Origin of the sequence: Acinetobacter sp. YH01011, assembly GCF_013420785.1 — a bacterium.
In the GTDB taxonomy this organism is placed as follows: domain Bacteria; phylum Pseudomonadota; class Gammaproteobacteria; order Pseudomonadales; family Moraxellaceae; genus Acinetobacter; species Acinetobacter towneri.
This window is the reverse complement of sequence record NZ_VOYG01000010.1, coordinates 66,976-90,467: the sequence shown is the minus strand read 5'-3', so window position 1 is coordinate 90,467 and position 23,492 is coordinate 66,976. Positions and strand designations below refer to the sequence as shown.

The window sequence follows — 23,492 nt, the reverse complement described above, 5'->3', positions numbered from 1 at the left end:
AATGAACGCCAAGCAAAACGGAAAAATATCCCAGTCTCTCATGATTGCAATTTTGATTCTGATTACGGTCTTGGTCAGTCTGGTTATTTGGTTAAGTTCAAAAAAAACTGAATCTGAGGGGCATGGTCATGATGAGGGAAATGCCGAACATTCTGATGAAGATAGTTCTGAAGAAGGACATGCTGAAGAAGGCGAAATACAACTGACCAGCCAACAAATGGTTGAACAAGGTTTAAAAGTTGCTGTTGCATCCACAGGATTGGTTGAAAAGCTGACAACCCTGCCAGGTAAATTGGTGGTGAATACCGATCAACAAGCGCATATATCGCCTAATTTTAGTGGTCATGTCGAGCAGGTCAATGTGGCTTTAGGACAGAGCGTGCAAAAAGGACAAACGCTGGCTGTACTAATCGTGCCTGAACTGATCGACCAACAGGCAAATCTGCGTATGGCACAGGTGAATCTGGATTTGGCCCGTAAAGATTACCAGCGCGAACAGCAACTCTGGTCACAGGGGATTTCTGCCAAACAGGATTACCAGCGTGCCGAAAATGCCTACCGTCAAGCGCAGATTACTGTCCAGTCCTCACAAGCACGTTTAAATGCATTAGGTGCAAGTGGCAATAACAATGGGCGTTTTCTGATTAAAGCACCGATCTCTGGGGTGATCAGTCAAAAAGATATTGTGGTCGGTGAAAATGTGCAACTGGCTAATCAGCTCTTTGTCATTGAACAGCTGAAAGATTTATGGCTTGAGTTTAATTTGCCGAATCAATTCTCAGGTCAACTGCAAGCCGGGCAAAAAATTGACTTTAAAGTGAATGATTCAGATCAAATCTATAAAGCTACTGTACAAAGCTTAACCTCTCAGGCAGATGTACAAACAGGGCGTCTGGTGGTGCGCGCAAAACTCGATGCGCAAGCTACTGAGTTGCGTTCTAATGTGTTAGTGAGAGTGTTGATTCCGGAAGCTACAGCAAAATCAGCCCTTCGGATTCAAAAGTCTGCGCTGCAAAGTATTGAAGGTGAAGACAGTATTTTCATCGTAGATTCAGAACAAAAAGGTCAAGTCCACTTAAAAGCACAGAAAGTGCAATTGGGGCAGGCTTCAAGTGATGGACAATGGCTTGAAGTGATTTCTGGGCTGACTGAAGGGCAGAAGTATATCGCTCAAGGCAGTTTCTTGTTGAAATCTGAATTAGAAAAAGACGAGGCAGGCCATGAACATTAATTCTGATCTGCCAAAACCAGAAGGTTTATTCGAACGAATCATTCAGTTTTCCATACAAAATGCGATTTGGGTGTTGCTCTTTGTCTGTACCTGGATTGCGGTCGGGGTGTATAGCTATCAGAAACTCCCGATTGATGCTGTACCCGATATTACCAATACCCAAGTCCAGATTAATACTCAAGCCAAGGGTTTTACTGCGCTTGAAGTCGAACAGCGGATTACCTATCCCATTGAAAATGCCATGGCTGGCATTCCGGATCTGGAGCTTACCCGTTCCATATCCCGTTATGGACTCTCTCAAGTCACCATTGTCTTTAAAGATGGGACTGATATTTATTGGGCCCGTCAGCAGATTAACCAACGGATACAGGAGGCGCAATCTGAGTTGCCTGCACAAATCGCACCGACGATGTCCCCCGTTTCTACGGGTCTCGGTGAGATTTATCAATGGGTACTGAAGGCAGATCCGAATGCGAAAAAGCCGGATGGAACTGCATACACGCCGATGGATTTGCGTGAGATTCAGGACTGGATTGTGCGTCCTCAACTGCAACGTGTTAAGGGAGTTGCAGAGGTCAACAGTATTGGTGGTTTTGAAAAAACCTATGTGGTCTCTCCCGATTTAAACCGGATGCAGCAACTGAATATCTCATTAGAACAACTGCAACAGGCTTTAGCGCAAAATAATGAGAACCGAGGTGCAGGTTATATTGAAGACAATGGTCAGCAATTGACGGTACGTGTACCGGGTACATTCAATGGGCTTTCTGATATTGAGAACACCATGCTGGGTAGCCCAAATGGCAGCCCAATTCGGGTTGGTGATATTGCGCAAGTCTCTATTGGGCATGATTTAAGAACCGGTGGGGCAACCTATAACGGCAAAGAAACCGTTTTAGGGATTGCCATGATGGCGATGGGTGGAAATAGCCGGACTGTTTCTAAAGCTGTGGATGCCAAGCTTCAAGATATTCAGAATAGTTTGCCTAAAGGGGTAGTGATTGAAACGGTGTACGACCGTACTACCTTGGTTGAGAAGGCGATTAAAACCGTTCAGAAAAACTTGGTAGAGGGAGCAATCCTGGTCATCATCATTCTGTTCCTGTTTTTAGGGAATATCCGTGCTGCCTTGATTACTGCCTGTGTCATTCCACTCTCTATGCTGTTTACCTTAACCGGGATGGCACAGAAAAATATCAGTGCCAATCTGATGAGTTTAGGTGCACTCGATTTCGGCATCATTGTCGATGGTGCTGTGGTGATTGTCGAAAACTGTATCCGGCGTTTAGCCCATACACAGCAACTGTTAAAACGACCTCTCACACAAAGTGAACGCTTTAAGGAAGTTTTTCTGGCTGCCCGCCAAGCACGTCGTCCTCTTATTTTTGGTCAGCTTATTATTTTGGTGGTGTATTTGCCGATTTTTGCTTTAAGTGGTGTGGAAGCAAAAATGTTCCATCCGATGGCATTGACAGTGGTACTCGCCCTTGTTGCAGCCATTATTTTATCGATCACCTTTGTGCCTGCTGCTGTGGCATTGTGGGTCAAAGGCGATATTCAAGAAAAAGAAAGTCGTTGGATGTTATGGCTAAAAGCTAAATATCAGCAAACTCTTGATATTTCGTATCAATACAAAGCAGTTGTGCTGACTTTTGCACTGTGTGTATTAGTGATTACGGGATTTATCAGTACCAAACTCGGCAGTGAATTTGCACCACAGCTCAGTGAAGGAGACTTTGCGGTACAACAGTTACGTTCACCAAGTACAGGCTTAGAAGAGTCTTTACGTATTCAGGAGAATACTGAAAAACTTCTTTTAAAGAGTTTCCCTGAAATTAAGGCAGTATTTGCCAGAACGGGTACAGCCGAGGTTGCAACAGATGTCATGCCACCCAATATTTCAGATGGCTATATCATGTTAAAGCCTCGTTCAGAATGGCCAAATCCTAAAGAAAGTTTAGATGAATTACGTGGCCGTATGGTGACGTATTTAGCCACGATTCCAGGCAATAATAGTGAATTTTCACAACCGATTGAACTCCGATTTAATGAATTGATCTCAGGTGTGCGTAGTGATGTTGGTGTGAAAATCTTCGGTGATGATATGAATGTCCTCAATACTGAGGCGACTAAAATCTCCAAAATCATTCAGCAAATATCGGGTAGCAGTGCCGTGAAAGTTGAGCAGACCTCAGGTTTGCCATTACTGAATGTCGAGGTAAATAAAACTTTGGCTGCACAATATGGTTTGAGTGTGCGTTCAATTCAAGACCTTGTGGCAACCAGTATTGGTGGACAAAGCGTGGGAGAGATTTTAGAAGGCGATCGTCGTTTTGATTTTGTTATCCGTCTTGGAGAGCAAGACCGTAGTGTCGCATCTGTTTCCCAGTTACCTATTCAGCTTCCAAATGGTGGCAGTATTTTATTGTCGGATGTCGCGCAAGTCTCGACCATTGAAGGAATCAACCAAGTCAGTCGAGAAAATGGTAAACGCCGAGTTGTGGTTACAACGAATGTTGAAGGGCGTGATTTAGGGTCTTTTGTTTCTGATGTACAGACACAGCTCAAAGCATACACTTTGCCAAGTGGTTATTGGATAGAATATGGCGGTCAGTTTGAAAATTTGGCTTCAGCCAAAGCACGGATGCAAATCGTGATTCCACTGGCTTTAATCACTATCTTTATTTTACTGATGGCGGTCTTTCACAATGTCAAAGAAAGTCTATTGGTCTTTACCGGGGTACCCTTTGCCTTGACCGGTGGTGTGCTGTTCCTTTGGCTAAGGGATATTCCATTATCGATGTCAGCTGGAATTGGCTTTATTGCCTTATCTGGTGTTGCAGTCCTCAATGGACTGGTAATGCTGACCTTTATTAAGGAATTAAGGGACAAATATCCAGTGCATAAAGCCGTGTGGCAAGGGGCTATTTTGCGCTTAAGACCAGTGTTGATGACAGCTTGTGTGGCTTCACTGGGTTTTGTACCAATGGCGCTGGCAACCGGAACAGGGGCTGAGGTTCAACGGCCACTGGCAACCGTAGTGATTGGCGGGATTATCTCTTCAACATTACTAACTTTGGTGCTGTTACCCGTGCTTTATCGTTGGATAAATGAAAAGAAAGTTTCTTAATCCAATAGATTAGTCGATTTACAGCAGAGATATTGGCTGTTATCCAATATCTCTGCTCATCATAAATAGAATAAGGAAAATATTTTATGTCAGAACATCATGATCATAGCCATGCGGTTGTTACTGAAGAAAATAGTAAGAAGTTAATGGTTGCCTTAGGTTTAACGACTACTTTTTTAATAGTAGAAGTTGTCGCTGCTTTTATTACCCAAAGTTTGGCTTTGTTATCTGATGCAGCTCATATGTTTACTGATGTAGCCGCTTTAGCTATTGCTCTTGCCGCTATCAAAATTGGTAAAAAAGCCGCAGATGATAAAAGAACTTTTGGCTATCAGCGATTTGAAATTTTAGCGGCTCTGTTTAATGCGGTGATGCTTTTTGTGGTAGCAATATATATTGTATATGAAGCTTATCAACGTTTTACGAATCCTGCTGAAATTCAAAGTGTTGGAATGATGATTGTCGCGGTCATTGGTTTGGTCATAAATTTGATTTCAATGAAAATCCTTTCTGCTAGTGCTGAAGGAAGTCTAAATATAAAAGGTGCATATTTAGAAGTTCTTAGTGATGCTCTAGGATCGATAGGCGTGATTATCGGAGGAATAGTTATTTATTTTACCCAGTGGATGTGGGTTGATACCGTAATCGCTGTGTTAATTGGCTTCTGGGTCTTACCTCGAACTTGGATTTTATTAAAACAAAGTATTCATATTCTGCTTGAAGGAGTTCCTGATGAGATTGATATTGAGTCGTTAAGAAATGATTTATTGAAGCTAGAGGGCGTTGAAGGGATTCATCAGTTGAAAGTCTGGGCTATATCCTCAAGAAATATTCATTTAACTGCTCATTTGGTTGCTCCGAATAGCAATACAGATCAACTCTATCAAAAGGCCTTAGAAGTTCTAAAACATAATCATAATATTACTGAAATTACGTTACAAATAGAAAATACGAAATGTAATACATTGAACCAACATAAACACTAATTTGGACTTTAGTCTTCATATAGATGTTTTGTGTAACTTTAAAGTATACCCTAAAGTTACAATCTGAAAGTTCATGAAATTATGTATCATTTAAATGATTTTTAACCATATATAACATGTAACTTTGATATTTAAGATTTATAATTTACGAAATTGTTCATTTTTATCTAATTGGGGCGTGAAAGAGTGAAAGGCCAAAAAGTAGGTTATGTGCGAGTGAGTTCGGTCGAGCAAAATACAGGGCGTCAACTTGAGGGAATTGAAGTCGACCGGATTTTTGTTGACCGTGCTTCGGGTAAAAATACCGACCGACCGAAATTTCAAGAAATGTTGAACTATGTCCGGGAAGGGGACAGGGTGATTGTACATTCCATGGATCGTTTTGCACGAAGTCTAAAAGATTTGGTCACTGAAGTAGATAAACTGGTCAAAAGAGGGATCGCTATCCAGTTTGTAAAAGAGAATATTACTTTTACTGCCCAATCCACGCCGATGGATAATTTGATGCTGCAACTGATGGGTGCTTTTGCGCAATTTGAACGTGAAATCATTCTGGAAAGGCAAAAGGAAGGAATTAAACTCGCCTCTGTTCAAGGGAAGTACAAAGGCCGGGTACATAAATTGAAGCCTGATAAAGCTGAAGCTTTGCGACAAGCATGGAAGGAAGGGCAGTATCCTTCAAAAATGGCATTAGGCCAGGCATTTGGAATTAGCCGCCAAGCGGTATACCGCTATTTAAAAGCCGGAGAGGAACTCAGTTGAAATTGGCGACTATAATTATTTATCTTATGAAAACTGTGGAACACTGACCCGGTACGGTTCAAGTAAAAATAATTATATTGCTGAGGAGGTTCTTATTGAAAGAGCTGAGAAGTTGGTAAAAACTATTGAAGAAATAGCTAAAAATCAGCCTGTAAAATACGGGCTGATTTATTGTTATAACTTTTAAAGATTAAGTTTAAAATAATATTAGCTAGGTGTTGGAATATTAGTAGTTATAACGGGTTTCTTGATAAAGATCTTCAGAAATTGGAAGTTGGGCTACCTTTTTAAAACGTCCTGACTCTAATACATAATAATATGCCATATAGCCGAGAGAATCGTAGTCATTTGTGTAGAGCTCTTCTGTTGTTATGATTACCTTGCTATTTGCTCTAATGCTGACAATATTTTCACCGCCTTCACCACCAAATGGTGTATCAAGAATGGCACCTGTTCTTTTATTGATAAAAGTATATACACGACAACTCGTACCACATCCCCATACACTCAGAACATATTCGCCAGCAAAGTTAATATCTTCTTTAGAAGAGTTAGTTAGACGTGTTTTGTAATTTTTATGATATGGCGTTGTTAATTTTGGTGCAGAAGTGGGACCTGTATAAATTCGAGCGGGATAGTCTGAGAATTTAGGGATTTCTACGATTTGAGCAAAGCTTGTATTAATTATAAAAGTAAGAAACAAAAAAATTATAAAACGATTCATTTTAAAGACTTGTATTGGGAAAGTAGTTGCGTGAAATGTACCATATTTGGCACTGTTGCAAATAGAGATTTGAGTCGATGATGTTCCCTTTAAAAAGTGCTTAGAGACCGAAAACCCTGTTGATTAGACACACTTCACCCTGAGGCTGACCATAATAAAATGACGATGCTTGTCCTTTACGTAGTGCACGCATGACTTCAATACCTTTAATTGTGGCATAAGCAGTCTTCATAGATTTGAATCCTAATGTGGCCCTGATGATTCGCTTTAACTTACCATGATCACATTCAATGACATTATTTTTATACTTAATCTGCCTGTGCTCAATATCTACTGGACATTTTCCTTCTCGCTTTAACCGTGATAAAGCATGGCCATAGGTCGCTGCTTTATCTGTATTGATGACCCGTGGAATTTGCCATTTTTTCACCGTATTGAAGATCTTTCCTAAAAAACAATAGGCTGATTTACTGTTCCGTCTAGCGGAAAGGTAAAAGTCAATCGTATGACCACGTTGATCAACTGCACGATACAGGTAAGTCCATCGCCCCTTCACTTTGATATAAGTCTCATCCATATGCCATGAATGTAAATCTGTAGGGTTACGCCAATACCAGCGTAACCGTTTTTCCATTTCTGGAGCATAACGCTGAACCCAACGATAAATTGTACTGTGATCCACATTTATGCCTCGTTCAGCGAGCATTTCTTGAAGTTCACGATAGCTGATGCCATATTTACAATACCAACGAACAGCCCAAAGAATGATTTCACCTTGAAAGTGCCGACCGTGGAAGGGATTCATCTGCTGTATCTCGAAATAAATAAGATATTTAGCTTATCATGTCAGCCTATTTGCAACAGTGCCTTTTTAGGTGGTTCCGCTAGGGTATACTGAAAATAAACTTGTCCTGTACCTGATTCCAGTAAAACACTCTCCGAAAATATCGAGACGATTCACGGTTGGTTACAGATAGTTTGGGTGTTATTTTTATCTCTATGCTTGATAGGCTTTATGAGCTTACCACAAATAATTTTTCATTCGGTCAGTCCTCGCTTTCATCCGACCAATTTTGACTCAACTCACTCACCAAACGACTCTCATCGCATTTAAAATCAATATAGTGATAGGTATTGGCAGGCAATAGCCAATCCTGCCCTGTCAGTGGACATTTTTGTTCCATATCTTCTGCCTGTGTCCAATCACGGTAATTCATTAGAAAATAATAGGTGGGTACACCTGTGCTTTGTTCAATGATACGGCACAATTCTCGACCTATTTTGCTATGCTCAGAATTGGGATTTTGCATTTGCTCTAAGGCAAAGGCTTCACTTACTGGTTGAGAACCAAGCCACAAACGATATAACGCTTCAGCCTGACGATACCATGACCACACATTATCATAACAAGGGTGATCAGGTTGGGTATATGGGATTTTATATAGAGGAATGCCTTGTAAGGTTACTCCATCTAGTAAAGGCGAACTCCAGCCCCAACGCAACATGTAAAATTCAGATTGCGTTGGTACGGCATAACGGGGAAGAGGATAGTCATGGTCTTCTCCGATATACAAGGTTTGAATGGGTTTACCTGCTAACTGTTCGATTTTATTGTGCATTTCTTGGGCATAGCTGTTCATATTTTTACGGTCAAGGGCATCCATTTCAGGACACACCACAGTCACGCGAGTAATATCATTTTGGCTAACAGCTAAATGATGGTTACGGGGTAATATTTGTCCGTTGCCTTCTAAATTTCCTAAATAACAAAATACATCATGGTCGTGGCTATCATCATCTTCAGCGATACCTGTATATTGGGGTATGATAATATCAAAGGCGTGCATTTTTATATCTCATGCTTAATTTATATTAAATATATTTGGGGATGTTGCTGTTGAAATTGGTTAAAGTGCTGTCTTGTAGTGTCAATTTAACCTATACCGTCAATGCCGTACACTCTAAATATTAATAATACTTAAACTACTTGATATTATAACTATAATTTTTCTTATCATATTTACCGAAATAAGGAACAGCTACATCCTTATGCACTGTATTATTACTATCAGTATATGTAATTACTATAGAGTCTTCGGTGTCAGAATATTTTATAGGATACTTAAATGATTGATTAGGAGATAAATTACCTATATTTTCTGATTTATTAGTGGTTTTATAAGTTAAATTAACCTTAGTTATATCTTCGGAGGTTTTGTTATTTATAATTAGCATCCCTTCTGATTCACTTTGACTGGAACAAGCCACAGTAATTAATGCACTTAAGCTAATTACATACAGTTTTCTTATTGAGATCTTCACGAGCCAAACCTTTAGTTATTTTATTTAATACAAAATAATTCTATGCAAGAAATGCCACTCTCAACTTCTTAAGCCTATTGGAATGGCTGTATTACAAGAATTGTAAGTTTAATATTGAAAGTCTAACCTTCGTAAAATAAATGATTTAGCGAAAAAAAGTTGAGAGTTAAGCATAAAATGGAATCTTATTTTTCACCAAAGGAATTAGAAGATGTTAAAGAACCATTAGTTATAACTTTCATTTTGAGACTACCCTAAATTCTGTGTAACTATCTAGTTTTCTAAAATACTTCTTAAATTTTGTCAAAATGGCTTTATTAGCTCGAAAAACTAACTTTCTATACACCATGAAGTACACCGCGACTACCTAAATAACTCAATATACCAATATCATTAGCCTACAGCCTAAGGTTCTAGTCCTCACTAGGGTACCGAAGCAGTGAAATTGGTTTGCCATAGGCATACTAATCAGAGTATGAAAAAGAAACTCCTCTCTCTGCAAATTCTTGATTGAAAACACTAAGAACCTTCATACTAAAAGTATAATAAATAAGTACTAGCCTTTCTATTATGGTGATGTCGTTCATATTCCAAGATATTCTCCGATCATCTAATAACCCCTCCCAACTAGGATCGTTTATTTTAGGTATAGATTGACTGCCGTAAGAAGGTATTTGATCAACTAAATGACGCATATCATCGAGTTTTTGATTTGATAGGGGTTACCCCAGAATTTGGAGAAAATAGTACGACAAGGAATTTTGTCGACTAATTAATTTATTAAAATCAAAGATTTATATTTTTATGCTTTGCCTGTCTGCTAGAGATTGGCAACATGCAATTTAATTGAAAGATTTTTAACGAAGTTCTTAAATAACAACTACATAGAAGTAAATAAATGTACTTACCGCCCTATAATTTCCGTTTTCTGTGCTGACCCCTAATATAGCAGTTTTTCACTGAATAGAACTCAGATAACTTATCATTTGGTGATAGTCAGAAGCCTTTATTCCCTTAAAATAATTTTTGTTTTTGATATCAAGGACTACTTCTACCACAACCTGTAAACAGCGAATAAAAATCTTAAAATTTAAACCCTAATTTCGATAAGAAGGGTAAATATACTTTCTGCTTTTCACTATCTAATAATGCTTCAGCAATTTGTTCAGCAAACACATCGTAACTTCGACCTGCTTGCCCTTGTGCCAAATACGATGCCTCATGTAATTGAGATATTTTTTTAGCGAAGGCAAAGCGTTGATTATCGGTCATGGTTATAAACATATCTACTGTATGTGGATCACGCTCTGTCTTTTCAGCTTTTACCGTTTTGGGCTTGGTTCTTTGTTTAAATTTAAAGGTAAATCCTGTAATAGTGCGACCTTGCTTGTGTTGCTCATATTCAGCAATAATATCCGTGTGTTCGTTAATTTGACTAATAGCCAAATCTAAAACTCTTGCTTTGAAATGGTGCATACGCACATATTCATCACTCAATAACCCAAAATGATTTCTTAACTCATCTAACGAGATTTCATTGGTTTTGCCCACAGACCGCCATTTAATCAAAAACTCATACAGGCGAATAGCATATCGGCTCTGTAAGCCTTTAATTTGCTCTATCTCGTATTTGGTAAATTTTTTTTCCAATCCTACAATTAATGGTACAACGTCATTGGCGAATACTAATCTTACCAATCCTAAATCATTAACGTAACTAATCTTTTGCACAAAGCGACTGCGGACAAACTCAATTTTTTGACTACCCTCAACAAACTGGGTGTAATTAAATTCCGCTTCAAATAAACCATTGACTCCACGCTTTAGGGCTTCATAAGCCGTATGTTTAGCCACGTCAAACTGTTGCATATAAGATTGGGCATGAATAGTTAAAGTCTTGTTCAATACACTTTCAATATTATCGCCCAACTTACGAGGGCACTGTTGCAAATAGAGATTTGAGTCGATGATGTTCCCTTTAAAAAGTGCTTAGAGACCGAAAACCCTGTTGATTAGACACACTTCACCCTGAGGCTGACCATAATAAAATGACGATGCTTGTCCTTTACGTAGTGCACGCATGACTTCAATACCTTTAATTGTGGCATAAGCAGTCTTCATAGATTTGAATCCTAATGTGGCCCTGATGATTCGCTTTAACTTACCATGATCACATTCAATGACATTATTTTTATACTTAATCTGCCTGTGCTCAATATCTACTGGACATTTTCCTTCTCGCTTTAACCGTGATAAAGCATGGCCATAGGTCGCTGCTTTATCTGTATTGATGACCCGTGGAATTTGCCATTTTTTCACCGTATTGAAGATCTTTCCTAAAAAACAATAGGCTGATTTACTGTTCCGTCTAGCGGAAAGGTAAAAGTCAATCGTATGACCACGTTGATCAACTGCACGATACAGGTAAGTCCATCGCCCCTTCACTTTGATATAAGTCTCATCCATATGCCATGAATGTAAATCTGTAGGGTTACGCCAATACCAGCGTAACCGTTTTTCCATTTCTGGAGCATAACGCTGAACCCAACGATAAATTGTACTGTGATCCACATTTATGCCTCGTTCAGCGAGCATTTCTTGAAGTTCACGATAGCTGATGCCATATTTACAATACCAACGAACAGCCCAAAGAATGATTTCACCTTGAAAGTGCCGACCGTGGAAGGGATTCATCTGCTGTATCTCGAAATAAATAAGATATTTAGCTTATCATGTCAGCCTATTTGCAACAGTGCCCTATAAAAAGGGAGCTTTAGAGACTGTAAATAAAACTGTATTTACACAGAATTATTTACACCCTCGTGTGACAGTGCCGCCCTAAATTAAATAACAAATTTTTTCTATCTTTACTCTTGAATTGTCATTTAGATCAGGATAACTACAATAATTCTCTGATCCCCCAAATCTCTCAAGTTTTTCTAATATTTTCCTGTACATACCTCCCTTTTAAGCGTATCTAGATTTGTATTTGGAATTATATATTCTTCTTTTGTAGGTTCCATAGCTATTGGATCACCTGTTACTTCTTTGTACATAACTCCTCCTAGTCTTCGGAATTTTTCTTGTTCGCAATCTATCTCATATAGAACTGTTGACCTATTCTTCTCCTCTTTAAACTCGGTTTCTACCCAAGCTCTTGTTATTTTGGGATTCTTTGTACTATTTAATTTTATAATTTTAGATTGATAATTTGCATTATCTATAATTATTTTTGCAAATATATTTTGAGCATTAAGAACCATTACGCTGATTAATGTAATTTTTAATAGTCTTTTCACCTACTTAGTCTCTTTAAAGCTAATTTCCAGAAATATACTTATATTATTTCTGTTGTTCAATTTATTTTTTAATTTAATAATTTTAAATGGGTTAAATGGGTAAGGACACACAAATGGGAAAAACTCCCTGTTGCTATACGAGATCAATTTAAGAAGTAACTAGCCAAAGTCATAGAGCAGCCACATATTCCAAAGAATATGCTGAGAGGCAATCTTGCAGGTTGCTATAAAATTAAATTATTAAAAGCTGGTGTCAGACTTGTCTATCAATTTAAAGATGATCAGGTAGTTATCTTGCTCATCACAGTCGGGAAACGAGCTGATAGCATAGTTTATGACGAAGCTAAAAAGCGTATTAAAGACTAAAAATGGGAGCTTATAGCTCCCATTTTGAATGGGTTCTAACATTTTGACTTTGCATAGCACCTATTATATTAATTTTAGGAATACTTAAGTTTAGTTAAGAACAATAGTCTTGTTTAAATCTTGAATAAGGAACATTTCTACGTTGTGTTAGATCTTTCCCTTTTAAATCATTGGCTAATTTATCTGATAATTCTTCACTAGATTTTATTTTGTTTGGAACCCATGAATAAGCATGTCTAGGTAAAATTTCAAAAAGATTAGTCATACCAGGTACATAAGAATACTTAAATTGAGTATAAACTTGATCATAGAATCCCTTACAGATTCTATCATTTTCTTTTGAAACTAAATTTCTATTCATAGATGTTGAGAAGTCATATAAGCTCCCATTTTTGTATTCATAATCATATTTTTTCCCAGTTTTAGGACTTTGGCTTGATGTTATTTTTATACCTGAATTAAGCTCTGAAATAGTAATATCTAATGACTCTTTGAATTCAATAGTTTCAGATTTAATTAATTTTGCTAGATCGTTAAACTCATATATAAAATAATGGCTTTCTGGGCTACTCATACCAAACCATGCGCCACATGTACTTGTTACAACATAAGTATTCTGCTGTTGCTTATATATCTTTTCTAAGATTTCACATTGTGGGTCGATCTCACTAATAAAACCAGCATTTCTATTATTGTTCTCAATAGAAAATGGATACTGTTTTACATATAACTCACTGTATTTATTTGTTATTTTATATAAACCAATATTTTCTGGATAACCTTCATTATTTTTTATAAATTTGAATGGCTTAACTTCAATGGCATACGCAACACTACCAGCCATTATGAGAATATTTAGTAGAAATATTTTAGAAAGAGGACTTTTCACTTTAAATACCTTATAAGTTTAAATTATAAAGTAATTTTAGCTACTAATTAAAAAAAAAGGTGAAATATTCAATTATTAATTGTCCATTTAACATAATGGTGGTTATACGCAATACACTTGTATATTAATATAAATATCAGATACTTAATAAAACCAGAAAAATCTAAAAATGCACAAAAAGCCGATTTTGAAACAAGTCGGCTTTTTTATGAGCGGTTTTGATATTTTTTGCCAACATTTTTGCTCAAAAAACACTCAAAACAGAAAATCACCTACAATCTATAAGGCTTTCAACCTGAAAAAAATCCACAATTTATGGGGATAACTCTGGGGCTATTTTTAAGCCATTTTTGTACGCTTTGACGTACAGTAATTTAAGGAATCTGCTTCTAGCTGATCAAAGCTTTATTTCTTATGATGTAGTCAAGGAAAGCAGGAAGCTCCAAACAACAAGAATAAGAAAGATCAGCACAAGGATGGTTAGGTACGACAGAAGTTATACCTTGCAACCAAACACGAAAAACCCCGACAGGATGTCGGGGTTTTTTATTACCATTTGAAAACTGACTAAGTTCACTATAAAATATAGACTATAATCTATATTTTGGTTGTGATATGTGGACAGTCATCACAACAGATCTGTTTAATGAGTGGCTTGAGCAGCAAGATGAATCAACACAAGAGAAAGTCCTCGCAGCTTTGGTCGTTCTACAGCAGCAGGGACCTAGCTTAGGTCGCCCTTTAGTGGATACCGTGTATGACTCTAAATTTACCAATATGAAAGAGCTACGCGTTCAGCATAGAGGTAAACCACTTAGAGCCTTTTTTGCATTTGATCCATTACGACAGGCCATTGTGCTTTGCATCGGTGATAAAGGCGGTAAAAAGCGTTTCTATAAAAGAGATGCTGGACATTGCAGAACAGCAATACGAACTTCATCTCTCAACCCTAGGAGAACAATCTAATGGCTAAAACCTTACAGGAATTATTGGTTAGTCGCTCTCCAGAGAGCCAAGCACGTATTAAAAAAATGGCTGATGAGCTACTGTTAGAGACTCAGCTCCATCTTATTCGAGAAGAGTTAGAGATTTCCCAAAAAGAACTTGCTGAAACTTTGGGAATAAAACAGCCATCACTTTCAGCAATTGAAAATCGTGGTAATGATTTAAAGATTTCAACCATGAAAAAGTATGTTGAGGCAATGGGTGGTAAGCTCCGTATTGATGTGGAGCTTCCAACAGGAAAACATATAGGATTTAATGTGTAACGATAAAAAAGGTAGCTATAAGCCACTGCTGTCCCACAATTTTTCACAAGAGGAAGCTTAAATAAGCTTCCTCTTGTTTAATGGGGATTTTATCGGGTGAGAATAAAGCTTTTAACGTTTTTCTTTCAAACAAATTCACTTGAATGATTCTGAGTAAGCGCTGCACTGTCCAGCCTTCTTTCCCCAGATGTTGAGCGAAACTCACCAGCAAATAGGCGATTAACGCGATCCAAATTTGAGTTTGTATGGCATTACGGCTTCGGCCTAGAAATGACTTTAATTTTAAATTCTGTTTAAGTGCTTTAAAGAACAGCTCCACTTTCCAACGGTCTTTATAAATTGCAGCAATCGTTAATGCTGCCAGATGAAAGTTATTACTCAGAAACTCAAACGTCCTGTTCTTATCGGTATCATAAAATTCTATACGTCTTAATAATTTGGGAGCACCTCTTTTCTTTGCATAAGCACTACTTAATTCAATCCATTCATCCGCAATAATACCTTTAGATGCTAATACGCTGCGGCTAGATTTCACTTGATAAACTGTCTTTGGGCGCAATCGGGTGACAAAACTGACCTTTTGATGAGTCAATTGGGCAAACCATTGATAATCAATATATCCTTTGTCAAATACGACAATACTGCCAGCAGGAAATTTGAATGCTCTGCCTTGTACCATATCATTTTCAATGCCATCCCCAAGCGCCACAAATTCAGGAATGGTATTGCTGTAATTTAAGCCAACGCTAAGTTTCATGCTGGCTTTGGATTCATGCACTTTGGCCCATTCACATAAGGAAAATGACAGATCAATATGGCTGGCATCCAGGGAATATAAGGGATTCTTAAAGCGGAATTTATGAGCTACTTTTGAGTGTTCATAAGATTTAAGCAAGGTGTAAAATAGCTGTTCATACAAGGCTGCAGGCTGTTCCTGATTGATTCGAGCCAGTGTACTGCGAGGGTGATAGACTTTGCTCCGAGAGCATTCAGCTTTTCTTGTTGACACTCTAGATTAGATTGAATATCCCGCAGACTTTGTCTGCAGGAAAGTTGAGACATCAGTATGGCAATGAACTGATCCCATCTTGAAGCGGCTCTAAATTTCTGACCGACATGATGTATTTGAACAAGACGTTCAAAATCTTGTCGGAGTATGGGTTTAATCAATTGATGAAATACGGTATTCTGATATGACAAAACCTGAGTCCTTGGTCGTTAAAGTGTTGGTTCGCACTTATATTTTAACGATTCAGACTCAGGTTTTTTTATTTAAATCAAACTATGGGACAGCAGTGAGCTATAAGCTCCCTTTTTTGTGTTAGAAACCATTTAAAGTGTCTGTATTCTCACCATTAAAAATGTCTGGTTTATGATGATCTAAATAACTTCTCAGGATATGACTCTATGAACGACACTGAAAATCAAAAAAAACTCCCATTCTCAGAGGATGAATTACTCGAAAATATAGATGAATATAAAGCACATGCAGATGAAATTACTGTGCTTACAGAAACCGAATTCGATTATTCATATTTCAAACACTCTACTCCATTTTTTCAAAAACAAATTAATTACTGTAGAGACAAAACCCTTGCTACATAAGGTTTTGGAGTCGTTTGTCTAAAAATAATCATAAAACAACCTAGAGCCTGTTTATTTCCTCTTTGTATCCTTAAACGGATAAGATTTTAGAAAAACCGATGGCTCAGAATTAAAAATCATTTAACTTTTATTTGTAATTGTAAACCGAAAGTATCGAGTAATTTCTGCATGGATTTCAAAGTAGGATTGCTCCCTGGTTGCTCCATTTTTTGCAGTGTCTGTGGCGCAATCTTAGTAATTTTAGCCATATCATTCAGTGTTAAATGTAGCTCTGTTCGAATAAATCGAGCAACTTGATAAAAAGACCAGTCTGGATGATTATTGATGGTTTCAAGCACAGATAGTCTTTTTTCCATTTGTTGAATAGGGGTCAATGGTTTAAAACGTTTATCCATGGCTGATCTCCTCCAACTGCTGGCAAATATTGATTATTCGATATTGGCTATTTTCCAGAATTTCATCCGCTACTTGAAGAGCCTGCATCTTTTCTAACAGTCCCCGATAAATTGGTAACTGTTCAATTAATAAAGTTTTAATTTCTTGTGGATCAATCGAAGTGCTTTCAGCTATCTGCTCAATCACAGAACTCAAAAGTGGCATACCACCATGATCATCTCTTTCCCAACGAGTAGTACGTGCAATACCATCAGGATGTAACCACATTGGCGCATAATCAAATAATGGTGTGAGCTGAATTTTACCATTATTGAAGCGTTGGATTGCTGTATTGCGAGTATGGTTATCTTTATTGCCTAAGGCAACATTTGCGAGATCACGCTTCAAATACTCAAATACTTCCTGCTTTGGTTCGGTACAAGCCTCCATAAGCAGGGTACATATTTGATTATGGGTCATTCTAACCCCAAAGCCCGCCTTCCCACCTAGAGATGCAAGGCTTTCCTGAGCAATTCTTTCAACTTTGCCATTAATTACTTTGCGATCAAATCTTGGAATAAACAAAGTCTTGCCATGTAGCTCAAGATCCCGGTGTACACGTAGTTGCAAGTACTGAGCGACTTTCATATACAAAGCTTCGTTCATCAGGATTTTATTCAAATTTTGATCACTGCCGCGGCTAAATTTAACCAACCAATGCTGCTTAACTTGATCATCTGGAAGAGTATGATCTAGATAGAAAAGATCATCATAACCTTGTGTTAACAACAATTTTGGCCACTCACCCTGAATACCAGATGAACCGGCAATAAAAAGTCCATAAGATGCGAGCGATTCAATAAACTTCTCTTTACGTTCAATAATTTTGCTTAGGCTAAATCCCTGATTTTGCAGCTTTGGGAAATGACTCTGTAACCACTCATGAGCCTCTTTGACTCGCAGATTCCCAATTGGATTTCCTGCGCCTGCTTTTAAAAGCGCCCAGTCCGCTTGTTCCTGAACATTCTCAGAAAAATCAAGCTGTCTTAGTAATTCTTTGCGACCGTATCCTTGAGGTAATAGATCCATAAGAAATGCTGGCCAAGTTGATTCCAATCTATTTTGGACGTTCACCGGTAAGTCATAAGCAAGCGCATGACCATCTCTTAGATCCATATATGAAATAGCATATTCGAACAAATATGATGTACGTGTAGCTGCCTGCCATCCAGCATTTTGATCATCCGTAACCTCAACCAAAGCACAGTCATGCCATTCATAGTCTTGGTAGATTTGCAGTGTACAGTATTGCTTCATAATTTTATTAAAATAGTAAAATATAATGATTTTATTGATTATATATCTATTTTAATATAAAAGTATAATTAAACTAAAAATCTCAATGATCACTCTAGGTGTCTAAGAAGAACTTATACATTTCTCAAAATTGCAATAAACTCATCTGATTTGCAGTAGAATTGATCAATATTGGGTTAAATCTTACCTCCTTATATTTTAGCTATCCTTTACATCATGTCAGAACGTCAACAACTCAGCCTTAGTGAATACCTTGCCACTGTACAGGAAGTCATCCAGCTGACTTTTGATGGGGCAGTGTGGGTCAAGGCTGAGATCCGTAATTTAAGTATTAAAGGCGGTCACTATTATCTTGAGTTGGCTGAGAAAGATGAAGAAAGCCATAAGGTGATCGCTAGTTGTAAAGGCACCATTTGGAAATTTACGGCACAAAAAATAATTCTAAAGTTTGAACGAGAAAGTGGTATTGAACTGTCGAAAGACCTGAATGTACTGATCAAGGTCAAAGCTAGATTTGATCCGCAATATGGCTTCTCGGTCAATATCGAAGATATCGACTCTAGCTTTACTCTAGGAGACATCGCCAAACGCTATCAGCAGATTCTGCTGCGACTGACTGAGGAAGGCCTGCTCAATAACAATAAACAGTTGCCGGTACCCTTTGATATTCAGAATGTCTTGGTCATTGCACCGGAAAATGCTGCAGGGTTAGGTGACTTTAAAAAAGATGCGGATGCCCTGGCTCAGGCTGGTGTCTGTCATTTCGTTTATCATTCAGCAACTTTTCAGGGTAATACGGCTTCTGCCAGCATCATTCAGGTTTTGGGTAGTGCCTTAAGACAGTGGGCTCAAGATTACTCGATAGCACCAGACCTTATTGTGATCATCCGTGGAGGCGGAGCCGTGAATGACCTAGCTTACCTGAATGATTATGATCTGGCCGCACTGCTGTGTAAAAGAACTGTGCCGATCTGGGTCGGTATTGGCCACGAGAAAGACCGCACTATTTTGGATGAAATTGCACACCGTTCCTTTGATACCCCGAGTAAAGTGATCGCAGGGATCCGTAACCTGATTGTGGAGCGAGTCAATGAAGTTAGTACTGCTTTGCAGACCATCAAGCTACTGTCACAGCACCAGTTGATCACCTACCAGAGCCAGAGTGATCAGTATCTGAAAACTATCAAAACTCTGACACAGAACCAGATCAATGAAGCCCAGCGTAGCGTTGATATGCTTAAAAGTGATACTCAGTATCTTGCTCAACAACAGATTAAACTAGCTTCACAGCAGGTGGAGTCATTGATGAGGGAAACCTTGCTACAGAATCCTCGTAATGTGATGGCCAAGGGCTATGCAATTGTCCGTAGCCAAGGCAAAGCTATCCGTTCCATCCAGCAGATTACTGACCAGGAATTACAGATTGAACTTAAGGATGGCACCATTGATGCCACCGTGACACAGGTAAACGCACATGAACAATGAAGAACTAAGTTTCAAGAAAGGTTATGAAATTCTCAAGAAAAATGCCGAATTTCTTGAATCTCAGGAAGAACCGGATATTGATAACCTGATGGCGATCGTTGAAGAGTCCATGACTGCCTATAAAGCCTGTAAGTTACGTATTGATGCTGTGCAACAGGCGTTGAATGACACCTTTAAAGAATAAAAATTCTAGGTCGAGAAAAGTCTAGAATGTTCTAGAAATAAAGGACATGAGATGGTGAAAACTGACAGTTAACCCAATAAATTTGCTTGAGCAGAGTTTTATTACTAACCACCTTTTCCTCTATAGGTGTTACATGGATCCCAAACAACATACTTACGTTGTTAAATGGTTGACTGAAGATCAAGCCTGTGTCGGCTTATGTGTCGAGTTCTTCATTAAGCTGACTTAAACCAAATAGGTGGGGCTAATGAATTTAATGGCCGATCTTTAATAATCCCTGCCAGCTAAAATAGTTCTGGGTCAAATGAGTACGGTTCATTGACCACTTTCGTTGTGGTAAGTAGCAGCTGCCAACAGCTAATTTAGTTTTCCCATATCTCGCCTTTACCGCTTCTAAAGTCTGCATGAGGCTTTCATTACTTTCACGCTGGCTGTGGTCTGTCAGCAGGTCAGGAGTAAAGCGCTGCTTAGCAATTAAATCCGTCAGAATTACACCACACTTTTTATATTTCACGTCAGATTTATAAATGTGTTCCAGCAGTTGCATGGCTGTTTTAATCAGATCCAAAACACAATCCGTCGGTTCAGGAAACTCAAAAGCCAACGATTTACTGTAATAGGGAACCTTTGAATCAAAAGGATTCGATTGCACAAAAGCAATGACACATCCACATAAGGAAGCGTCTGCTCGTAAACGTATGACTGCATCCTGTACATATTTGCCCATAGCCTCTTTGAGATCATCTAGCTCGGTAACTTTTTCACCAAATGAACGACTTGCTATGATTTGCTGTTTGGGGGGAGGGGCATCATCTAACTGCATACAAGAAACACCTTGCAGCTCCAATACTGTTCTTTGCATTACCACAGAAAAAAGGCTCGCCATGCGATGAGCATCTTGCATCACTAAATCTAGCACCGAATAGATTCCCATGGCATTTAGTTTTTTAACTAACTTACGACCAACGCCCCAAACTTCACCGACCTCAATGTCTGAATAAAGCATTTCCTGATCTAGGAAATCCATATTGAGTAAGTTACACACACCCTTGAAACCCTGTCTTTTTTTGGCAAGATGGTTGGCCATTTTGGCTTCGGTTTTACTACGACCGATACCAATCGAGACGGGTAAGCCAATCCAATCCAACAATCGTTGTTTCATGTGATGCGCATACTGAGTTAAGTCAAAATTTTGTGCATAACTGGTCAGGTCTAAAAAACACTCATCAATTGAATAGATTTCCTGTTCATGTGGCGCAACAAAACTAGCCAAAATTGAATGAAAACGCTTGGACATTTCAGCATATAAAGCATAGTTACTGGATAACACCACGACCTGATGTTGCTGAACAATATCTTGTATTTGAAAGAGAGGAACGCCCATTTTGATGCCCAGCGCTTTGGCTTCATTACTTCTTGCCACAGCACAGCCATCGTTATTGCTGAGCACAATCACAGGTTTATTGTTTAGACTGGGATTAAATACCCGCTCACAACTGACATAGCAGTTGTTAATATCAATCAGGGCATAAATCCGCTCGTAACTGCTCATCTGAACTTCTTGATCACACTGGTAACCACACCCCAAATCAGCATGGTTTGATTATCTTTCAAATGGATATCAGCAAAATCAGGATTAGCCGCCTGTAACCAGCATTGATTACCCTCAATCATCAAACGTTTAATCGTAAAATCATTGTCAATCAATGCCAGAACAATATCCCCATGCTTGGCTTCAATACTACGGTCAACGATTAGCTTGTCATTCAGATCAATCCCTGCATCACGCATGGATAAGGATTCCACTTCAACGATAAAGGTTGCCTGTTGGTTTTGAATAAGAAACTCGTTTAGATCAAGGGTCTTATCGATATAGTCCTGAGCAGGGGAAGGGAAGCCTGCAGCCACTTTTTGCAAAGCAACAGGAATCTCATAATGTGTTTTTGTCTCAAGCAATCTAATAGAGGAAATATCGTTAAACTTTGGAGTGTCATTTTTTTTCAGGTATTTCTTGATTTCCAATACACGAGACTCTGGCACCCGAATGACCTTGGTCGGTTCGTTATAGACAAAAGGACGGCCAGAACCTTTGCGTGCACCACCATGCTTATTTTGCGTCATTTTTATTATCAATCTTGATTATGTAACATAATTAAGATTATAGAAAACTCAGAATATAAAAACAAGATTGTCCGTTCTTTAATAAAGTATTATCCCAAATCTTGGGATTGCCATGATATTAGCAAAGCCACAAGATCAATCAGACGACACAATAAAGATTGTCTAATCCTTGATCGTAGAGACTTTATATTTGAAGCAACAGAAGACCTAAAGGGCTTTACTGGTATCCATTGATTGTTCAGCAACATTAAATAAAACTGTGGAACATTGTTCAGTTATTGATCGTGGAACGTGAACAATCATAAAAAAAGCCCATTCGAGGGTGAATGGGCTATAAAACTAGTATCAACACATGGAATTATAACACAATTTAAAAAGCATTTCGTATAATATTGATTATGTTAAATAGGATATCTAAACACAGCACCCTACAATAATATCGTTGGTGCTGCACTTGACGGTTGCAATAATAAATTATCTTACCGTCAAGTGTATCCCAAGTAACATAACATAAGTTATGCGGAAATCAGACCGCTACTCGACTTGCGTATCAGTCAAACCTACGCAAGTCTGCGTGGCTATGATTTCAATATCTGGAAAATAGATACTCTATTAGTCTCAAATTTGGAACTAGAGTCCACCATTAGATAACGTGGACTCTTTTTTTGTTGTATTAAGAAGCATATTCAAGTAAGAATCTTTCAACATCTCGGATCATATTCTGTACATCGTTATCATTAAATTCCTCAATCTCCCCATGAGCAGCTTTATTTCTTATATGTGCCAAAGTTAAAACTTGCTTATGTTGAAGAGCACTATAGATATTAGCATTTTTTAATTCAGAATTAAGAGCATCAAGTTTTTTAGGTTTAGTAGTACCTTCTTGGCAAATATCAATTCCGTTATTTTTAGCTAATTCTTTAATTGCTGTTTCTAAAACTACACCAGCAGTGACAGCAGAAGCTACTTTATAACCTGAATCAAGGAAATGCTGTGCTTGATCCAACTCACTATCAAAAACCTCTGACTGAATTAGTTTTTTGATTGTGATTAGAAAACCATTTTTTAAATCATCTTCTGCCGCTCTTAAAATTGGAATCACGCGATTTAATATTGCTTTTCTTGTATCCCCCATTCCTGCTTTAAGATTTTTATCAAACTGAGACAAATAATGTGACTTTTCACCACAAGTAATGCTTAATATATTTTTAGATTTCATTTGCCATTCGATAAAAGCTGATTGTAATTCAGGATTATAACCAGATCCAGCGGCTTCACATTTTTGATAGATTGAATCACCTTCTTCTATTAGTGAAGAAAATCGATCTAGTATTTTTTGGGTCATATTTATTCTCAAGTATTAGGTCATTCTGAAGTCGCATAACTTCATTTTATGTTAAATAAGATATCTGAAGATAGCACCCTGCA

22 protein-coding genes and 2 pseudogenes are annotated in these 23,492 nt (G+C 38.1%); 10 read left to right on the top strand and 14 right to left on the bottom strand.

The annotated features are described in order from the left end of the window. Position 1: 1 nt before the first annotated feature. The 4 genes from FTT78_RS08500 (at position 2) to FTT78_RS08485 (ending at position 6,109) form a co-directional block, all read left to right on the top strand. Complete coding sequence (locus FTT78_RS08500; RefSeq protein ID WP_016658777.1) at positions 2–1,231, top strand: efflux RND transporter periplasmic adaptor subunit; 1,230 nt, start codon at positions 2–4, stop codon at positions 1,229–1,231. After that, positions 1,221–4,361 carry an efflux RND transporter permease subunit gene (locus FTT78_RS08495; protein ID WP_179994455.1) on the top strand — a complete coding sequence of 1,047 codons (3,141 nt, stop codon included), beginning with the start codon at positions 1,221–1,223 and terminating at the stop codon, positions 4,359–4,361. Before FTT78_RS08500 ends, FTT78_RS08495 begins: the two co-directional genes overlap by 11 nt. Positions 4,362–4,447: 86 nt before the next feature. Further along, entirely contained in the window at positions 4,448–5,347 is a 900-nt protein-coding gene (locus tag FTT78_RS08490; RefSeq protein ID WP_005028603.1) for a cation diffusion facilitator family transporter, read from the top strand. Between the two features lie 186 nt (positions 5,348–5,533). Next, positions 5,534–6,109, top strand: a complete 576-nt coding sequence (locus tag FTT78_RS08485) for a recombinase family protein (RefSeq protein WP_075316580.1) — start codon at positions 5,534–5,536, stop codon at positions 6,107–6,109. A 226-nt stretch (positions 6,110–6,335) separates the two neighbouring features. Here FTT78_RS08485 and FTT78_RS08480 read toward each other — a convergent pair whose 3' ends face one another. From FTT78_RS08480 to FTT78_RS08450, 7 genes are all read right to left on the bottom strand, one after another. Next, on the bottom strand, positions 6,336–6,833 hold the full coding sequence (locus tag FTT78_RS08480; protein ID WP_180009768.1) for a hypothetical protein: 498 nt from the start codon (positions 6,831–6,833) through the stop codon (positions 6,336–6,338). A 100-nt stretch (positions 6,834–6,933) separates the two neighbouring features. Further along, entirely contained in the window at positions 6,934–7,638 is a 705-nt protein-coding gene (locus FTT78_RS08475) for an IS6-like element IS1008 family transposase (protein ID WP_043963410.1), read from the bottom strand. 241 nt (positions 7,639–7,879) lie between these two features. Continuing rightward, positions 7,880–8,680 carry a DUF2310 family Zn-ribbon-containing protein gene (locus tag FTT78_RS08470; RefSeq protein ID WP_114237944.1) on the bottom strand — a complete coding sequence of 267 codons (801 nt, stop codon included), beginning with the start codon at positions 8,678–8,680 and terminating at the stop codon, positions 7,880–7,882. Positions 8,681–8,816: 136 nt separating this feature from the next. Then, positions 8,817–9,155: a hypothetical protein gene (locus tag FTT78_RS08465; protein ID WP_114237945.1), complete on the bottom strand. Its 339-nt coding sequence runs from the start codon at positions 9,153–9,155 to the stop codon at positions 8,817–8,819. A 1,083-nt stretch (positions 9,156–10,238) separates the two neighbouring features. Continuing rightward, positions 10,239–11,060 carry a replication initiation protein RepM gene (repM, locus tag FTT78_RS08460; protein ID WP_180038245.1) on the bottom strand — a complete coding sequence of 274 codons (822 nt, stop codon included), beginning with the start codon at positions 11,058–11,060 and terminating at the stop codon, positions 10,239–10,241. Positions 11,061–11,144: 84 nt separating this feature from the next. Continuing rightward, positions 11,145–11,849, bottom strand: a complete 705-nt coding sequence (locus FTT78_RS08455; RefSeq protein WP_043963410.1) for an IS6-like element IS1008 family transposase — start codon at positions 11,847–11,849, stop codon at positions 11,145–11,147. A 245-nt stretch (positions 11,850–12,094) separates the two neighbouring features. Next, positions 12,095–12,454, bottom strand: coding sequence for a surface-adhesin E family protein (locus FTT78_RS08450; RefSeq protein ID WP_179989163.1), 360 nt, complete (start codon positions 12,452–12,454; stop codon positions 12,095–12,097). A 171-nt stretch (positions 12,455–12,625) separates the two neighbouring features. On the opposite strand from FTT78_RS08450, the gene FTT78_RS08445 reads away from it, so the two are divergent. Beyond that, entirely contained in the window at positions 12,626–12,820 is a 195-nt protein-coding gene (locus tag FTT78_RS08445) for a type II toxin-antitoxin system RelE/ParE family toxin (protein ID WP_050595110.1), read from the top strand. Positions 12,821–12,914: 94 nt separating this feature from the next. Here FTT78_RS08445 and FTT78_RS08440 read toward each other — a convergent pair whose 3' ends face one another. Further along, complete coding sequence (locus FTT78_RS08440; RefSeq protein ID WP_031946098.1) at positions 12,915–13,709, bottom strand: hypothetical protein; 795 nt, start codon at positions 13,707–13,709, stop codon at positions 12,915–12,917. 615 nt (positions 13,710–14,324) lie between these two features. Between FTT78_RS08440 and FTT78_RS08435 the strand changes: the two are divergent. Together FTT78_RS08435 and FTT78_RS08430 are read left to right on the top strand one after the other, a co-directional pair. After that, positions 14,325–14,682 (top strand): annotated as a pseudogene (locus FTT78_RS08435) (type II toxin-antitoxin system RelE/ParE family toxin). Next, entirely contained in the window at positions 14,675–14,977 is a 303-nt protein-coding gene (locus FTT78_RS08430; RefSeq protein ID WP_096902794.1) for a helix-turn-helix domain-containing protein, read from the top strand. Before FTT78_RS08435 ends, FTT78_RS08430 begins: the two are co-directional and overlap by 8 nt. 43 nt (positions 14,978–15,020) lie before the next feature. Here FTT78_RS08430 and FTT78_RS08425 read toward each other — a convergent pair. Beyond that, positions 15,021–16,177, bottom strand: a pseudogene (locus tag FTT78_RS08425) (IS4 family transposase). A gap of 207 nt (positions 16,178–16,384) precedes the next feature. Here FTT78_RS08425 and FTT78_RS08420 point away from each other — a divergent pair. Continuing rightward, the gene (locus FTT78_RS08420) at positions 16,385–16,582 is read left to right on the top strand and encodes a hypothetical protein (protein WP_096902802.1); all 198 of its coding nucleotides are present in this window, start codon (positions 16,385–16,387) and stop codon (positions 16,580–16,582) included. A 116-nt stretch (positions 16,583–16,698) separates the two neighbouring features. On the opposite strand, the gene FTT78_RS08415 is transcribed toward FTT78_RS08420, so the two are convergent. Together FTT78_RS08415 and FTT78_RS08410 are read right to left on the bottom strand one after the other, a co-directional pair. Then, complete coding sequence (locus FTT78_RS08415; protein ID WP_000361155.1) at positions 16,699–16,977, bottom strand: helix-turn-helix domain-containing protein; 279 nt, start codon at positions 16,975–16,977, stop codon at positions 16,699–16,701. Then, positions 16,970–18,274: a type II toxin-antitoxin system HipA family toxin gene (locus FTT78_RS08410; protein WP_096902800.1), complete on the bottom strand. Its 1,305-nt coding sequence runs from the start codon at positions 18,272–18,274 to the stop codon at positions 16,970–16,972. Before FTT78_RS08410 ends, FTT78_RS08415 begins: the two co-directional genes overlap by 8 nt. Positions 18,275–18,490: 216 nt before the next feature. On the opposite strand from FTT78_RS08410, the gene xseA reads away from it, so the two are divergent. Both xseA and xseB read left to right on the top strand, forming a co-directional pair. Continuing rightward, the gene (xseA, locus tag FTT78_RS08405) at positions 18,491–19,759 is read left to right on the top strand and encodes an exodeoxyribonuclease VII large subunit (RefSeq protein WP_179994478.1); all 1,269 of its coding nucleotides are present in this window, start codon (positions 18,491–18,493) and stop codon (positions 19,757–19,759) included. Beyond that, the gene (xseB, locus tag FTT78_RS08400) at positions 19,749–19,943 is read left to right on the top strand and encodes an exodeoxyribonuclease VII small subunit (protein ID WP_001058302.1); all 195 of its coding nucleotides are present in this window, start codon (positions 19,749–19,751) and stop codon (positions 19,941–19,943) included. The genes xseA and xseB overlap by 11 nt, the downstream gene beginning before the upstream one ends. Before the next feature lie 253 nt (positions 19,944–20,196). Here xseB and FTT78_RS08395 read toward each other — a convergent pair whose 3' ends face one another. The 3 genes from FTT78_RS08395 to FTT78_RS08385 form a co-directional block, all read right to left on the bottom strand. Next, positions 20,197–21,495: a Y-family DNA polymerase gene (locus FTT78_RS08395; protein WP_179994477.1), complete on the bottom strand. Its 1,299-nt coding sequence runs from the start codon at positions 21,493–21,495 to the stop codon at positions 20,197–20,199. Further along, positions 21,492–22,064, bottom strand: coding sequence for a LexA family transcriptional regulator (locus tag FTT78_RS08390; protein WP_179994476.1), 573 nt, complete (start codon positions 22,062–22,064; stop codon positions 21,492–21,494). The genes FTT78_RS08395 and FTT78_RS08390 overlap by 4 nt, the downstream gene beginning before the upstream one ends. A gap of 673 nt (positions 22,065–22,737) precedes the next feature. Beyond that, a complete protein-coding gene (locus tag FTT78_RS08385; RefSeq protein ID WP_179989177.1) occupies positions 22,738–23,409 on the bottom strand; it encodes a DUF4145 domain-containing protein in 672 nt (223 codons plus the stop codon). Between the last annotated feature and the right edge of the window lie 83 nt (positions 23,410–23,492).